This window comes from Cupriavidus lacunae (genome assembly GCF_003353055.1).
GTDB classification, from domain to species: domain Bacteria; phylum Pseudomonadota; class Gammaproteobacteria; order Burkholderiales; family Burkholderiaceae; genus Cupriavidus; species Cupriavidus lacunae.
The window spans coordinates 71,822-86,870 of sequence record NZ_QKWJ01000022.1 but is presented as its reverse complement, the minus strand read 5'-3'; the positions used below and the strand labels follow the sequence as shown (position 1 = coordinate 86,870).

Below are 15,049 nucleotides of genomic sequence, written 5' to 3'. Positions count from 1 at the left end.
CAAGATGGACCGACTGTCGATGCGCCAGCCGCTGCTGCGGCAATTCGAGACCCACGACCGCCAGACGCTGTTCTATCGGCACTGGCCGGCCGTGGAGGGCCCGGCCCGCGGCGCCGTGGTGCTGTTCCATCGCGGCCATGAGCATTCCGGCCGCGTCGCCCACCTGGCCGACGAACTGAACCTGCCCGGCTACGACATCTTTGCCTGGGATGCGCGCGGCCACGGCAATTCGCCCGGCGAGCGCGGCTACAGCCCCAGCCTGGCGGACTCGGTGCGTGATATCCAGACCTTCACCACCCATATCGCCGAAGTCCACGGCATTCCGCTGGAACGCACCGCGGTGATCGCGCAGAGTGTGGGCGCGGTGGTGGCCGCCACCTGGGTGCATGACTACGCGCCGCCGATCCGCGCGCTGGTGCTGGCCTCGCCGGCATTCAGGGTCAAGCTCTACGTGCCGTTTGCGCGGCCGGGGCTGAAGCTGATGCAGCGCCTGCGCGGCAAGTTCTTCGTCAACAGCTACGTCAAGGCCAGGTTCCTGACGCATGATCCCGAGCGCATCGCGAGCTATGACAGCGATCCGCTGATCACGCGCGCGATAGCGGTCAATATCCTGCTGGACCTGTACGAGACCGCGGAGCGCATCGTGGCCGATGCCGCCGCGATCACGGTGCCAACGCAGCTGCTGATCTCCGGCGCCGACTGGGTCGTGCATCGCGGGCCGCAGGACCGCTTCTATGAGCGCCTGGGGTCGCGCACCAAGGAGCGCATCGTGCTGGACGGCTTCTATCACGACACGCTCGGCGAGCGCGACCGCAAGCTGGCGGTCGATGCGGCGCGCCGCTTTATCCTGCGCGAGTTCGACACGCCATCGGCGCCGCGCTCGCTGCTCGATGCCGACCAGCTCGGCCCGTTCCGCGAGGAATCCGACAGACTGGCGTCGGCGCCGGCCGGGCTGGCCGCGTGGTACTGGCGCGCGGCGCGGGCCAACCTGAAGCTGGGCGGGATGCTGTCGGACGGGGTGCGGCTGGGCCATGAGACCGGCTTCGATTCGGGTTCGACGCTGGACTACGTTTACCGCGACACGCCGTCGGGCCGCGGCAAGCTGGGCCGGCTGGCCGACCGGCAATACCTGGACGCGATCGGCTGGCGCGGCATCCGCCAGCGTAAGGTCCATGCCGAGGCACTGATCGCTGAGGCCGTGCGGCGGCTGCGGGCGGCCGGCATGCCGGTGCGCATGGTCGATATCGCCGCCGGGCACGGGCGCTATGTACTGGAAGCGCTGGGCGGGCTGGAGGGCGGCGCGGCCGCGGTCGAGTCGATCCTGTTGCGCGACTACAGCCCGCTGAACGTCGAGCAGGGCCGCGCGCTGATCGCCGCCAAGGGCCTGGAGGGCGTGGCCCGCTTCGAGCAGGGCGATGCCTTCGACGGTGACAGCCTGGCCGCGCTGACGCCTGCGCCGACGCTGGCGGTGGTGTCCGGCCTGTATGAACTGTTCCCCGACAACGCGATGGTGCGGCGCTCGCTCGACGGCCTGGCGCGCGCGGTGCCCCCGGGCGGCTACCTGGTCTACACCGGCCAGCCCTGGCATCCGCAGCTGGAGTTTATTGCGCGCGCGCTGACCAGCCACCGTGCCGGCGCGGCCTGGGTGATGCGCCGCCGCTCGCAGGCCGAGATGGACGAACTGGTGCGGGCCGCGGGCTTCTACAAGGTGACCCAGCGCATCGACCCGTGGGGCATTTTCACCGTCAGCCTGGCGCGCAGGCGCAGCGCATGAGCACGGTGCCCACGGAGGCTGGCGCCGAGGCGCCTCCGGACCAGCCAGCCGGGCAGCGGCCCTGGGGGCTGGCCTGCCTGCTGCTGGCGCTGGCCGGCGCGTTCTTCTTCTCCAGCTATGGCTTTGCCAACTGGCTGGCGAGCCAGCGCGCCAACGTGCCGTCGTTCTATTTCGAATGGGAGCGCGGGATTCCGTTCCTGCCGTGGACCATCCTGCCGTACTGGTCGATCGACCTGCTGTACGGCATTTCCTTCTTCCTGAGGCGCACGCGCGCGGCGCTGCTCACGCACGTCAAGCGGCTGGTGATGGCGCAACTGGTTTCGGTGGCGTGCTTTATCGCCTTCCCGCTGCGCTTCAGCTTTGCCCGGCCCGAGGCCGACGGCTTGCCGGGCCAGCTGTTCACGCTGCTGGGCGGCTTCGACCTGCCGTTCAACCAGGCGCCGTCGCTGCATATCAGCCTGCTGGTGATCCTGTGGGTCGCCTTTGCGGCCCACCTGCGCGGCGGCTGGCGCTGGCTGCTGCATGGCTGGTTTGCGCTGATCGGGGTCTCGGTGCTGACCACGTGGCAGCACCACCTGATCGACTTGCCCACCGGGGCGCTGGCGGGCTGGCTGTGCGTTTACCTGTTCCCGATGCAACTGCCCGCGGCGGCAGCCGGTGCGCGCGACGCGCGCACGCGCCAGCTGTCGCGCCGCTACAGCGTGGGCGCGCTGGTGGCATTGCTGTGCGCGGTGCTGGCGGTGGGCGCGTCGGTGACGCTGGCATTCCTGCTGTTGTGGGCCGCGCTGGCGCTGGCCTGCGTCGCCCGGATCTACGCGCTGGCCGCGCCAGCGTGGTTCCAGAAGGACCGCGACGGCGCCATGGCGCCGGGCGCACGCTGGGTGCTGGCGCCTTACCTGCTGGGTGCCTTCCTCAATTCACGCTGGTGGACGCGGCGCGCGCCGCAGGCCAGCGCCATTGCGGATGGCATCTGGATCGGCCGCTTCCCGACGCGGGCCGAGCTGCGCACGATCGGGGCGGACGCCGTGCTCGACCTGACTGCCGAGCTGCCGCGCGCGGCCACCGGCCCGGGGATTGCCTATCGTTGCGTGCCGGTGCTGGACCTGACCGTGCCGACGCCCGAGCAGATCGAACAAGCCGTGGCGCAGCTCGACGCCTGGCACCGGCAGGGACGCCGCGTGCTGGTCAGCTGCGCGCTGGGCTATTCGCGCAGCGCGCTGGTTGCCGCCGCGTGGCTGGCGCGCCGGCAGGGCTTGCGCGACGCCGGCGCTGCGCTGGCGGTGCTGCGCGAGCATCGCCCGGCGGTGGTGCTGGGACGCGAACATGCCGAGGCGCTGCAACGCTGCCTGGATCGTCCCGCCATGCCGGAGCCCGACGATGGACGCTGAGTTCACGCAACGCACTGAAGCCTGGATCGCGCACGCAGTCACCGGCGCGCTGTCGGGCGCCGTGTGGATCGGCGCGGCCGGGCTGGCTTTCGCCGTGGTCACGGCATGGCTGGGGGCGGCCACGACGATCTCGTGCTGGCTGGCGGCAGCCTCGCTGCTGCTGGCGCTGCCCCAGCTCTGGCTCCTGCTGCGCGTGGCAATCGACCGCCGCCTGTTCGATGCGCTCGCCACCGGGCGGCAAGGCCAGCCCGATCTGGCCGGACTGGACGCCGCGCTGCTTGAGCTGGGCTGGATGCCAGCGCAACGCGCCGGCCGCCCGCTGCCGGACCGCGCCCGTGGCGCGCTGCGGCTGGTGCGTGCCAGCGCGGCGCTGACTGTGTGCCAGCTGGTGCTGGCCTTGCTCTCCCTGATCCTGAGGTAAACAACCATGTGGCTTGCCCGCACGACCGCGCGCGCCATCATCGTCTTCGCCCGGCTGCTGACCGGCATGCGCGCCAACTGGCAAGGCTGCATCCCCGCCGCGGTGCAGCGCGTCTATTTTGCCAACCACAGCAGCCATGGCGACTTCGTATTGATCTGGGGCTGCCTGCCGCCGGACCTGCGCACCATCACGCGCCCGGTGGCCGGTGCCGACTACTGGGAGCGCTCGCCGCTGCGGCGCTTTATCGGCCGCGACGTGTTCCGCGCGCTGCTGATCGACCGGACCCGCAGCGACCCTGGCTGCGACCCGGTGGCGCTGATGCATGGCGCGCTGACGTCCGGTGACTCGCTGATCCTGTTCCCCGAAGGCACGCGCAATACCACCGACGCGCGCCTGCTGCCGTTCAAGAGCGGCATCTACCATCTGGCGCGGGTCTGTCCCGAAGTGGAGTTCGTGCCGGTGTGGATCGACAACCTCAACCGCGTGATGCCCAAGGGCGAAGTCGTGCCGGTACCGCTGCTGTGCACCGTGACCTTTGGCCACCCGGTGCTGCTGGCCGCTGAAGAAACCAAGGAAGCCTTCCTTGCCCGCTGCCGCGACGGCCTGCTCGCGCTAGCCCCGGAACTGGAATGACCGCCATGCCCACTTTGCACTGGAGCCGCGAGACCTGGCTGCTGTTCGGCGGCCTGTTCGGCGTGTTGCTGCTGGCCTCCACCGTGACCTCGCTGCTGCGCTGGCGCGTGGCGGGGGGCGGCCAGCACGCGGTGATCGACAACCTGGCGCAACGCGTCTGGGCCTGGTGGTGGATGATCGGCATCATGGGCGCGGCCTTTGCGCTGGGCCGTACTGCGGTGATCGTGCTGTTCTACCTGCTGTCGTTCTTCGCGCTGCGCGAATTCGTCACCATCATCACCACGCGGCGCGGCGACCATCATGCCATCGTCGCCGCGTTCTTTGTGTTCCTGCCGCTGCAGTACGTGCTGGTCTATGTCGGCTGGTACGGCATGTTCTCGATCCTGATCCCGGTCTATGCCTTCCTGATCCTGCCGATCCTGGCGGCGCTGTCGTCCGAGACCACGCGCTTCCTGGAGCGTTGCGCCGGGGTGCAGTGGGCGGTGATGGTCTGCGTGTTCTGCATCTCGCACGTGCCCGCGCTGCTGACGCTGCCGATCCCGGGGTTCGACGGCCGCAACCTGCTGCTGATCGCCTTCCTGGTGATCGTGGTGCAGGGCAGCGACGTGCTGCAGTACGTGTGGGGCAAGCTGTGCGGCAGGCACAAAATCGCGCCGCTGCTGTCGCCCTCGAAAACGGTCGAGGGGTTTGTCGGCGGGGTGGCCAGTGCCACCGCGCTGGGCGCGGCGCTGTGGTGGATCACGCCGTTCTCGCCGTGGCAGGCCGGCGCGATTGCGCTGGTGATCGCGCTGATGGGCTTCCTCGGCGGGCTGGTGATGTCGGCAATCAAGCGGGACCGCGGCATCAAGGACTGGGGCCACATGATCCAGGGCCACGGCGGCATGCTGGACCGGCTGGACTCGGTGGTGTTTGCCGCGCCGGTGTTCTTCCATATCACGCGCTACTGGTGGGTGCCCTGAGCCCCCGCGGCTTCAAAGCTCCATCTCTTCGGACCACGTCACCACTGCATCGCGGAAGTCCTGGCAGATCGGCGACAGGTAGCCATCGGCACGCCACAGCACGGCCAGTTCGTGCTGCCACGACATGCCCGGCGCCTCGATCGCCGCCAGCCCCTTGCCTTCGGCCTGATGCAGCATGCGCGGCGGCATGATGCCGAGCAGGTCCGAATGCCGCAGCAGTTCGCCAAACGCCACCGGCGACGCCGTGCTTTCCACCGCCACGCGCGGCGGCGGCAATCCGACCGAGGTAAACCGTTCTTCCAGCCACTGGCGCAGGTACAACGAGCTGGCCGGCACCACCCAGCGTTCGCCGCTCAGATCGGCCAGCGTGCGAAATCCCTCGCGGCGCGGATGGCCGGTGCGCGACACGATCTGCATGGTGAGGGGCCCGAGCGGCAGCCAAGCAATGTCCGGTGGCAGGCTGGTCGGGCGTGCGCCCAGGATCAGGTCGGCCTCGCCGTTCTGCAGCATCGCCATCAGGCGCGCACTCAGGTGGGTTTCGATCGAAAACGTGGCCAGCGGCCGGCTCAGGAAGAACCGGGCCAGCAGCGGCGATAGCAGCGACGGCAGCAGGTAGGGAATGGCGCCCAGGCGCACCGAGCCCGCGCGCGCCGCGCGCTGCTCGGCCAATTCGTTGCGCATGTCGCCGGCGGCCAGCGAGATCCGGCGCGCATGGGCGACCAGGGTGCGCCCCACGCTGGTCGGTACCAGCCCGCGCGGGGTGCGCTCGAACAAGGGCATGCCGGCTTCGCCTTCCAGCCGCGCCAGCGTCTTGGACAGGCCGGACTGGGTCATGCCCAGGGTCTCGGCGGCGCGGTGCAGGTTGCCGTGCTCGGAGACAACCAGGAAGGCTTCTAGATCCTCGAATCGCATGGGGGCGTGATGGCTCGGCAATGGCACGGGGAAGGTGCGGGCCATTGTAGCGCCGCCCAACACCAGTGCCGCGTCAGCGGGCAGGGTCAGCGGCAATGCGGCGCTGCGCCATGCCTGGCAAGACTTGGCCCGCGCCGCGCAGGAATCGCGCCGGCCGGGGTGCTGGCCTAGACTGCGTTGCATCCCTCGCGCACCGCAATCCCGCGGGCACCACAGAAGGGAACCAGGACAGGAGACAAAGCGATGCAACACCGTTCCGCACGGCTGCGCGCAGCCGTGGCCGCCATGCTGCTGGCGGTCATCCCGGCGGCAGTTTCCGCCGCCGATTCCGCAACCGCCGAACCCTATCCATCACGTCCGCTCACCATCGTGGTGCCGTCGGTGGCGGGCAACGTGAACGACGCCGTGGCGCGGCTGATCGGGCAGGAGCTGACGAAGACCTGGGGTCAGCCTGTGATCGTCGACAACAAGCCGGGCGCCGGGGCGACCACCGGCACGAAGTACGTCGCCCGGGCCGCCAAAGACGGCTACACGGCGCTACTGACGTTCACCGCCCACGTGCAGAACCCGACGCTGTATCCGCGCATTGGCTATGACCCGATCACCGATTTCGCGGCTGTCAGCGAGGTGGCGAATTCATCGAGCATTCTCGCCGTGTCGCCAGACTTCTCGGTGCGCTCGCTGCCGGCGCTGGTGGCTCTGGTCAAGGCAAATCCGGGCAAGTACCCGTACGGTTCGTACGGAGCCGGCACCACCGGACACATCATGGGCGAGCTCTTCAAGCGCGAGGCCGGCCTGGAGATGGACCATGTCGCGTACAAGGGCGGCGCGCCGCTGGCGACCGACCTGGCAGCGGGCCACGTGAAGATCGGCTTTATCGCGGTAGGCACGGCGATGCCGCTGCTCAAGGGCGGCAAGCTGATTCCGCTGGCGATCACCGGCCGCGAACGGTCCGCGCTGCTGCCTGGCGTGCCGACCTTCGGCGAAGCGGGTTACAAGGGCTTCGAACCCGAGACCTGGATGGGCCTGCTGTTCCCCGCCGGCGTGCCGAAAGCACGGGTGGACGCGTTGTCGCGCGAGGTCGCGCGCATCGTGCGCCTGCCGGAAATCGCGAAGAAGATGCAGGACCTGAACCTGGTGCCGATCGGCGGCACGCCGGAAGCCTTCGCCGCGGTGATGAAGAACGACCGCGACAAATGGAGCCGCATCATCAGCGATGTCGGCATCACGCTCGAATGACAGGAGTCCCGATGCAAGCAAGCGAATACCTGGGGCTGGTCTGCTCCCGCTGGTGCCACTGGAGCGAGCTGGAACTACAACGCATGCCGCGCCAGCCGCTGGCCCCGGGCCAGGTGCGCATCCGCGTGCGGCATGCTGGCGTGGGCTTTGCGCTGAGCCTGTTTGTCTCCGGCAAGTACCAGCGCAAGCCGCCGCTGCCGTTCACGCCCGGCACCGAAGTCGCGGGCGAGATCATCGAGGTGGCGCCTGATGTCACGCGCCTGCACCCGGGCCAGCGCGTGGCCGCGGCGCTGGACTGGGGCGGCTTTGCCGAGGAAGCGGTGGCCACCGCCGACACGGTCTATCCGGTGCCTGACGGGCTGGAACTGGCGCAGGCGGCCGCGCTGCCCATCACCTACGGCACGGTCTGGGCCGCGCTGGCCTGGCGCGCCGCGCTACAGCCGGGAGAAACCATGCTGGTCCACGGCGCCAGCGGCGCGCTGGGCACGGCCGCGGTACAGGTGGGCCGGCTGATGGGTGCGCGCGTGATTGCCACCGCCAGTACCGAGGCCAAGCGCGAGGCGGCGCTGCGCAACGGCGCCGCGCATGCGCTGGAGTCCGACGCGGCCACATCGGCGGCATCGGTCAAGGCACTGTGCCCGGCGGGCGGCGCCGCCGTGGTGTTCGACCCGGTCGGCGGCGATCTCTTCGACGCCTCGCTGCGCTGCGCGGCGCCGGGCGCGCGGCTGCTGTCGATCGGCTATGCCAGCGGGCGCATCCCGGAGGTGCCGGCCAACCTGCTGCTGGTGAAGAACCTGACGCTGATCGGCTTCAACTATGGCTACTACATCGGCTGGGGCCTGACCGACGAGCGCCGGCGCTTTGCGCAGCCGGTGCAGGCGATGGTGGCCGAGATCATGCAGGCGGCAGCCAGCGGCAAGCTGGCGCCGCCCGTGCTGCAGCACTTCCCGCTGAGCGACTGGCTCAACGCCGTCGACACCACGATGTCGCGCCGCGCCATCGGCAAGGTCATGCTGGATATCTGAACGGAGAGAACGACATGCACCATGCACAAGCAGCAACCGACGATGCCATGTTCGATGGCCTGACCGTGCTGGACCTGAGCCAGGGCATCGCCGGCCCTTACTGCGGCCTGATCCTGCGCCAGCAGGGCGCGCGCGTGATCAAGGCAGAGCCGCCGATCGGCGACTGGGCCAGGCAGATGGGGCGGGTGCGCGAAGGCCAGACCGCGATTTCGATTGCCTACAACGCCGGCAAGGAAAGCGTGGTGCTCGACGCCCGCACGGAAAGCGGGCGCAAGGCCATGCGTGCGCTCGCCGAACGTGCCGACGTGGTGATCCAGAACTTCCGCCCCGGCGTGGCCGAGCGGATGGGCCTGGGCTACCAGGAACTGGCCGCGCACAATCCGGCGCTGGTCTATGTGTCGATCTCCGGCTACGGCCACACCGGGCCGATGGCGGCGATGCCGGCGGTGGACACCACCATGCAGGCCTTCAGCGGCCTGATGCATATCAACCGCGACAGTGCTGGCCAGCCGCGGCGTATCGGCTTCTTCCTGGTCGATCTCAGCACCGGCCTCTACGCGGCGCAGCGTGCTTCGGCAGCGCTGTACAAGGCCGCCCGCAGCGGCAAGGGGCGGCATGTGCAGGTGTCGCTGCTGGAGGCGAGCGCCGCACTGCAGTCATACCTGGTGCTGGATGACGCCATGTTCCCGGATGCAGAACTCGCCGCGGCCAATGCGCCGACGGGCATGTTCGAGGCATCCGACGGGCAGCTCTATCTGAGCATGCTCAACGATGCGATGTTCAACCGGCTTGCCACGCTCCTTGGATTTGACGACTGGCTGGCGGATGCCGGGCTGCGCACCAGTGCCGGACGCCTGCCACGCGCGGCGGAACTGGGCCGGCGCGTGGCGGCGGCGTTGCGCGCGCATCCGCTGGCGCACTGGGAGGCCATCTTTACGGAACATGATGTGCTGTTTGCGCGCATCGGCCATCCGCGCGAATTGCGCGGCAGCGCGCAGTGCATGGAGGCGGGTGTATTCGCGCAGGTGGTGCAGGCCGGACTGGGAGAGCTGCCCTGGGCGAACCTGCCCGGGCAGGCCAGCGCCGCGCGGCCGCTCGGTGTGGCGCCGTTGCTGGGCGAACATACGGATGCGGTGCTGGCGGAATTCGGCATCGCGGGCGCGGTGGCACGATAAAGGGAGATAAGTGGTGGGCGGCATGCCCCGGATGGCTGGCTCCGGCACGGGTTTTCCCCACTTCTGAGCGTGGATCGCGGTGAGACAATCCAGCCGTGTCGCACGGCTCAGGCGTCGTGGCGATGCAATGACCGCAGGCCAACCGAAGGGAGAAAAACATGCATCGCTTTGCCGTTCTTGCTGCAGTCCCGGTCGCTTTTGCTTGCGGCTACCTTGCCGCCCACACGGGGCTGCCGCCGGCCCACGCCCAGACCCCGCCGGCCGCGCTGGCACCGCAAGTGATCAACCTGGTGGCCATGACCAGTGAAGACATCGGGCCGCAGGTTCCCAATATGGGCACGCTGCGTACGAAGGGGCTGGTGGCGACGCCGCACGGGACCATTGCCGTGCAATCGGGCAACGTGCCGAAGCACTACCACACCAGCGCCGACGAGATCCAGTACATCATTTCGGGCACGGGCACATTCTGGTTGGGCAATGAACAGCGCGAGGTCCGCCCCGGCGACCTGATCATCATCCCGAAGGGCGCCGCGCATGCGGGTTCGGTCGCCACCAGCGGCGAATTCAAGGCGCTGGCAATCAAGCTGCCGCCGCAGGCTGCCGGCGATACGCACTTGCTGCCCTGAACCCGGGCGGTAACGCTGTCGGCAGGCGTACCGGCCCCGGAGAAGCCACTGGCGCGGCCAAAAAGAAAAACGGACGGTACGCGATGCGTACCGTCCGTGTTCCGTTGTGCGTTGGTAGGCTCGATTGGACTCGAACCAACGACCCCCACCATGTCAAGGTGGTGCTCTAACCAGCTGAGCTACGAGCCTAGCGAAGGCGCGAATTATAGAGACGCCTTTTCGATTGTGCAAGCACCCCCGCGAACTTTTTGCCTGGATGCCTGCGCTTGTGCCGTGTGCAGCGCGTCTTTCAGTGCGTCATGCAGCGGCGATGCGGTCGCGCAGTTCGCGCTTGAGCACCTTGCCGATGGCGCTGCGCGGCAGGCTCTCCACTTCATGGATCGCGGCCAGCCGCTGGGTCTTGCCCAGGCGTTCGTTGGCCCAGGCCAGCACATCCTGCGCGCTGGCTTCGCTGCCGGCACGCAGCGCGACGAAGGCAACCGGGGTCTCGCCCCAGCGCTCCGACGGCACGCCCACCACTGACACATCGGCCACTGCCGGGTGGTCGCGCACCACCGCCTCGAGATCGCTCGGGTAGAGGTTGAAGCCGCCTGAGATGATCATGTCCTTCTTGCGGTCCATCAGCACCAGGAAACCGTCTTCGTCAAAGCGGCCGATATCGCCCGTGCGGATAAAGCGCTGGCCCTGCGCGTCGTGCCATTCGGTCTCGGCCGTCTTGTCGGGCTGGTTGTGGTAGCCGTTCATCATCGCCGCCGAGCGGCCCACCACTTCGCCGGTGCTGCCGGGCGGCAGCTCGCGGCCCTCGTCGTCGATGATGCGCACGTCGGCACCGGTGGCGGGGCGCCCGACGGTATGCAGCTTGTCCGGGAACTGGTCGGCGAACAGCAGGCAGCCGCCACCGCCTTCGGTCATGCCGTACAGCTCGGTCAGCGCGCCCGGCCAGCGCCGCAGCACTTCGGCCTTCAGGGCCGGGCTGCACGGTGCGCTGGTGCAGAACTTCTGCCGGAAGGACGAGAGGTCATGGCGGTCGAACTCGGGATGCGCGAGCAGCCGCTGGTACTGCACCGGCACCAGCATGGTGTGCGTGACGCGATGCTGCTGCGCCAGCGCCAGGTACTGGCCGGCATCGAACTTGGCCATCAGGATGGCGGTGCCGCCCAGTCCGATGGTCGGGAAGAAGCTGGCCAGGGTGGTGTTGGAATACAGCGGCGTCGACAGCAGCGTGATCGCATGCGTGCCGTAGCCGGTGGCGGCGCCACGCGAAACATGGGCCCAGCGCATGCCGTGCGATTGCACGATGCCCTTGGGGGTGCCGGTGGTGCCGGACGAATAGATGATGTTGAGCGGCATCTCCGGGCGGATCCTGGGCTCGGCCGCCGGCGTGCCGGCGGGCGCCAGCCAGGCCTGGTACGGCTGGCCTGCGCCGTTGCCGTCCAGCGTGACGATGGGCGTGGCGGTGAGCTTGTCGCGCACGGGCTGCAGCACGTCGGCCACGGTGGCGTCCGCGAACAGGATGCGCGCGCCTGCGTCGGCAATCATGCCGGCCAGGCTGTCCGGCGTGGACGACGGCGCCAGCGGCGCCACCACCACGCCGGCGCGCACCGCGCCCAGGTAGACCGCGGCATATTCGATCGAGGACGACGCGCAGATGGCGATGGCTTCGCCGGGGCGCACGCCGTCACGGGCCAGCGCCGCGGCGATGCGGTCCATGGCGGCATCGAGGCCGGCATAGTCGAGCACGCGCTCGCCATGCATCAGGGCGCGCTGCGTGGGGCGCTGCGTGGCATGCTCGCGCACGAGCACGGACATGGTGGTGAAGGGGCGTTGGAGCGGTGTCGGTTGGGTCATGGTCGGCAAGGAAATGCGGGTGCCGGCGCGGCGCACCCGATGAGCAATGATGGATCGAAGCTGACTTACTGGATCTGTGCGCCGGAGTCCTTCACCACCTTGCTCCAGCGGTTGATCTCGGCGTCGATATGGGTGCGCAGCGCCGCGGGCGTCGAGCCTACCGGCTCATAGCCGTTGGTGGCCAGGTTGGCTTTCAGGTCGGGTTGGCGCAGCACCGTGGCAATCTCGGTACTGAGCCGGTCGATCACGGGCTGCGGCGTGCCGGCCGGTGCCAGTACCGCATACCAGCCCGTGATGCTGATGCCCGGCACGCCGGCCTCGGCCAGCGTTGGTACCTCGGGCGCTACGGCGGCGCGCTGGCTGCCGGTCACGGCCAGCGCGCGCAGCTTGCCGCTCTTTACATGCGGCAGCGTGGTGGAGATGCTGTCGAAGGTCAGCTGGACCTCGCCCGACAGCATCGCGGTCACCACCTGTGCGCTGCCCTTGTAGGGTACGTGGGTCATCTTGATGCCCGCCACCGAATCGAACAGCTCTCCCGCCAGGTGGCCGGTATTGCCGTTGCCGGCCGAGCCAAAGGTGAGCTTGCCGGGCGCGGCCTTGGCCTCGGCAATCAGCTCCTTCACATTGGTGGCCTGCAGCGACGGGCTGCCGGCCAGGATCATCGGCAGGTTGGCCACCAGCGATACCGGCGCGAAGTCCTTGCGCGTGTCATAGGGCAGCTTGGGGTACAGGCTGGCATTGATGGCGTGCGCGGCCAGTACCATGATCAGCGTGTAGCCGTCGGGCTTGGCCCGCGCAAGCGCCTGGCTGGCGATGGTGCCGCCGGCGCCGGGCCGGTAGTCGAGCACCACCGGCTGGCCCAGGCGCTCCTGCAGCTTGGCCGCGACCGGGCGCGCCAGCAGGTCGGCGCTGCCGCCCGGCGGATAGGGGATCAACAGCTGGATCGGGCGCGCAGGCCAGGTCTGGGCACTGGCGCCGGACGGCAGGGCGATTGCGGCGGCCGTGGTCAGCATGCCGGCCAGCCATGCGCGGCGGCCCCAGGCGGGGCGCGATATGGATGCCATCAGGTTGTCTCCTCATTGTGCCGGCCGCGGGCGCGGCCGTTGTCCCATGTCGCCAGGTCGTGGCTGGGACGTTGGTGTCACAAACGGTAAAGGTGTGCGCGCGCCAGTGGAATTCTTAAATCGATAAGTCTGGCTTTTTGCAGGCGAAGCGGTAGGGCACCGCAGGCGGTGACTTTGGTGCATGTTGGCCGTTGGCCCGCCATCGAGGCAACCGCTGCGGTAAAAATCTCTGCAATCAGGGAGATTTTTGGGGTTGACTCCGGTGTACGGCAAAAATCTTTGCGAACAGGGAGATTTCTTGATTTTCCGGCCTCTAGGCACTAAAGTCTTTGCAATCAAGGAGATTTTCATGCAGATGACCCTCACCGAACCGGGCGATATCGGCGCCTTCGTGCGTGCCGCCCGCAAGGCGCAGGGCCTGCGGCAGGACGATGCCGCGGGTGCCATCGGCGTCAGCGAGAACTTCATGGTGCGGGTCGAGAACGGGGCCGAAGGCATCCAGTGGGGCAAGCTGTTCCAGGTGCTGGAGGGGCTTGGCCTGCGCGTGGTGGTCGACCTGCCGGAGGCCGCAGCCCCGCTGGTGGAGGCCGAACGCAGCAAGCTCAGCCAGCGCCAGGCGCGCAGCCGCAACCGGCGCGCCGCCGCTGCGGGAGGCGGCCAGCATGGCTGAGCGGGTGTTGGTGGCCAGCATCAACGGCACGCCGGTGGGCGAGTTGCACGAGGCCGGCGATATCTGGTCGTTCCGCTATGACGCGGCGTGGGTCGGCAACCCGCGCGCCTTTGCCCTGAGCCCGGCGTTGCCGCTGCAGCCGGGTGCGCTCGCCGATGGCAGCACGCTACGGCCGGTGCAGTGGTACTTCGACAACCTCCTGCCCGAGGACGGCCAGCGCGCGCTGCTGGCCCGCGATGCCAGCATCCGCAACGAGGCCGATGCCTTTGCCTTGCTCGCGCATTACGGGGCCGAGTCTGCGGGCTCGCTGACCTTGCTGCCGCGCGGCCGCGAGCCCGCCACCGCGCCGGCCCTTCGCCCCTTGAGCGATGCCGCGCTCGATGCCCGCATCCACAGCCTGCCCAGCGTGCCGCTCACGCATGGCGCGGTCAAGCGCATGTCGCTGGCCGGCGCCCAGCACAAGCTGGCGGTGGTACTGCAGGACGACACACTGTTTGAGCCCGGCGCGGATATGCCCTCCACGCATATCCTGAAGCCGACCCACCAGATGCAGGAAATCTATCCGCATTCCGTCATCAACGAGTGGTTCGTGATGTCGCTGGCCGCGCGGCTGAAGCTTGACGTGCCGCCGGTGCACCGGCGCTATGTGCCGTCGCCGGTCTACCTGATCGACCGCTTCGACCGAAGCCTGACGCCGCAAGGACAGTGGCAGCGGCTGCATGCGATCGATGCCTGCCAGCTGCTGAACCTGCCGCGCATCTTCAAGTACGACCAGGGCAGCGTCGCGCGGCTGGCGGAGCTGGCAACGCTGTGCCGCGCGCCCGCAGTGGCGCGGGCGCGGTTGTTCGACTGGCTGGTGTTCAATATCCTGGTCGGCAATTCCGACGCACACCTGAAGAACCTGAGCTTCCTGGTGTCCGATGCCGGCATTGCGCTGGCGCCGTTCTACGACCTGCTCAGCGAGGCGGCCTATGCCACCCGCACCTACGACAAGACCGGCTGGCCGCAGGCGCACCGCTTTGCCTGGCCGGTGCTGGGCGTGGAGTTCTACGGCGACTTTGCGCGCGCGCTGGTGCTGGAAGCGGGGCGCGCGCTGGGCCTGACCGGCGTGACCGCCGAGCGGCGGCTGGATGCCATGCTGCGCGGCATCGGGCCTGCGGCGCAGGCGCTCTATGCGCTGGTCGAGCAACAGAACGCGGAAATGTCGAGGGAGCGACCAGCGCTGACCGGTGGGTTTGCCGGCGAACTGGCCTGCCTGCGCGTGATCCGCTTCACCATCATTGCCGACATGGTGCGGGCGCTGTCAGGGGCCTGA

At 68.8% G+C, this 15,049-nt stretch carries 14 protein-coding genes and 1 tRNA gene; 11 read left to right on the top strand and 4 right to left on the bottom strand.

The window, feature by feature from the left end; genetic code table 11:
* Positions 1 to 4: 4 nt before the first annotated feature.
* The 5 genes from DN412_RS18785 to DN412_RS18765 are packed head-to-tail and all read left to right on the top strand — an operon-like array spanning position 5 to position 5,175.
* Positions 5 to 1,774 (top strand): bifunctional alpha/beta hydrolase/class I SAM-dependent methyltransferase, encoded by a 1,770-nt coding sequence (locus DN412_RS18785; RefSeq protein WP_115212979.1) that lies wholly within the window; start codon positions 5 to 7, stop codon positions 1,772 to 1,774.
* Positions 1,771 to 3,162: a phosphatase PAP2/dual specificity phosphatase family protein gene (locus tag DN412_RS18780; protein ID WP_115212978.1), complete on the top strand. Its 1,392-nt coding sequence runs from the start codon at positions 1,771 to 1,773 to the stop codon at positions 3,160 to 3,162. The genes DN412_RS18785 and DN412_RS18780 overlap by 4 nt, the downstream gene beginning before the upstream one ends.
* Positions 3,152 to 3,583 carry a hypothetical protein gene (locus DN412_RS18775; RefSeq protein WP_078196588.1) on the top strand — a complete coding sequence of 144 codons (432 nt, stop codon included), beginning with the start codon at positions 3,152 to 3,154 and terminating at the stop codon, positions 3,581 to 3,583. The genes DN412_RS18780 and DN412_RS18775 overlap by 11 nt, the downstream gene beginning before the upstream one ends.
* Before the next feature lie 6 nt (positions 3,584 to 3,589).
* On the top strand, positions 3,590 to 4,216 hold the full coding sequence (locus DN412_RS18770; protein WP_115212977.1) for a lysophospholipid acyltransferase family protein: 627 nt from the start codon (positions 3,590 to 3,592) through the stop codon (positions 4,214 to 4,216).
* Positions 4,213 to 5,175, top strand: a complete 963-nt coding sequence (locus tag DN412_RS18765; protein WP_115212976.1) for a phosphatidate cytidylyltransferase — start codon at positions 4,213 to 4,215, stop codon at positions 5,173 to 5,175. Before DN412_RS18770 ends, DN412_RS18765 begins: the two co-directional genes overlap by 4 nt.
* A 12-nt stretch (positions 5,176 to 5,187) precedes the next feature.
* Here DN412_RS18765 and DN412_RS18760 read toward each other — a convergent pair whose 3' ends face one another.
* Positions 5,188 to 6,087 (bottom strand): LysR family transcriptional regulator, encoded by a 900-nt coding sequence (locus DN412_RS18760; RefSeq protein WP_115212975.1) that lies wholly within the window; start codon positions 6,085 to 6,087, stop codon positions 5,188 to 5,190.
* Positions 6,088 to 6,330: 243 nt separating this feature from the next.
* Between DN412_RS18760 and DN412_RS18755 the strand changes: the two genes are divergently transcribed.
* The 4 genes from DN412_RS18755 (at position 6,331) to DN412_RS18740 (ending at position 10,152) form a co-directional block, all read left to right on the top strand.
* Positions 6,331 to 7,326, top strand: a complete 996-nt coding sequence (locus DN412_RS18755; protein WP_115212974.1) for a Bug family tripartite tricarboxylate transporter substrate binding protein — start codon at positions 6,331 to 6,333, stop codon at positions 7,324 to 7,326.
* 11 nt (positions 7,327 to 7,337) lie between these two features.
* Positions 7,338 to 8,351 (top strand): NADPH:quinone oxidoreductase family protein, encoded by a 1,014-nt coding sequence (locus DN412_RS18750; protein ID WP_115212973.1) that lies wholly within the window; start codon positions 7,338 to 7,340, stop codon positions 8,349 to 8,351.
* 14 nt (positions 8,352 to 8,365) lie between these two features.
* Entirely contained in the window at positions 8,366 to 9,526 is a 1,161-nt protein-coding gene (locus DN412_RS18745) for a CaiB/BaiF CoA transferase family protein (protein WP_115212972.1), read from the top strand.
* A 158-nt stretch (positions 9,527 to 9,684) separates the two neighbouring features.
* On the top strand, positions 9,685 to 10,152 hold the full coding sequence (locus DN412_RS18740) for a cupin domain-containing protein (RefSeq protein ID WP_115212971.1): 468 nt from the start codon (positions 9,685 to 9,687) through the stop codon (positions 10,150 to 10,152).
* Between the two features lie 112 nt (positions 10,153 to 10,264).
* On the opposite strand, the gene DN412_RS18735 is transcribed toward DN412_RS18740, so the two are convergent.
* From DN412_RS18735 to DN412_RS18725, 3 genes are all read right to left on the bottom strand, one after another.
* Positions 10,265 to 10,341 (bottom strand) — tRNA-Val (locus tag DN412_RS18735).
* Positions 10,342 to 10,449: 108 nt separating this feature from the next.
* Positions 10,450 to 12,000 carry a class I adenylate-forming enzyme family protein gene (locus tag DN412_RS18730; RefSeq protein ID WP_115212970.1) on the bottom strand — a complete coding sequence of 517 codons (1,551 nt, stop codon included), beginning with the start codon at positions 11,998 to 12,000 and terminating at the stop codon, positions 10,450 to 10,452.
* Between the two features lie 65 nt (positions 12,001 to 12,065).
* Positions 12,066 to 13,064: a Bug family tripartite tricarboxylate transporter substrate binding protein gene (locus DN412_RS18725; protein ID WP_115212969.1), complete on the bottom strand. Its 999-nt coding sequence runs from the start codon at positions 13,062 to 13,064 to the stop codon at positions 12,066 to 12,068.
* Between the two features lie 349 nt (positions 13,065 to 13,413).
* Here DN412_RS18725 and DN412_RS18720 point away from each other — a divergent pair, with 349 nt between their 5' ends.
* Both DN412_RS18720 and DN412_RS18715 read left to right on the top strand, forming a co-directional pair.
* The gene (locus DN412_RS18720; RefSeq protein WP_115212968.1) at positions 13,414 to 13,734 is read left to right on the top strand and encodes a helix-turn-helix domain-containing protein; all 321 of its coding nucleotides are present in this window, start codon (positions 13,414 to 13,416) and stop codon (positions 13,732 to 13,734) included.
* Positions 13,727 to 15,049 carry a HipA domain-containing protein gene (locus DN412_RS18715; RefSeq protein ID WP_115212967.1) on the top strand — a complete coding sequence of 441 codons (1,323 nt, stop codon included), beginning with the start codon at positions 13,727 to 13,729 and terminating at the stop codon, positions 15,047 to 15,049. Before DN412_RS18720 ends, DN412_RS18715 begins: the two co-directional genes overlap by 8 nt.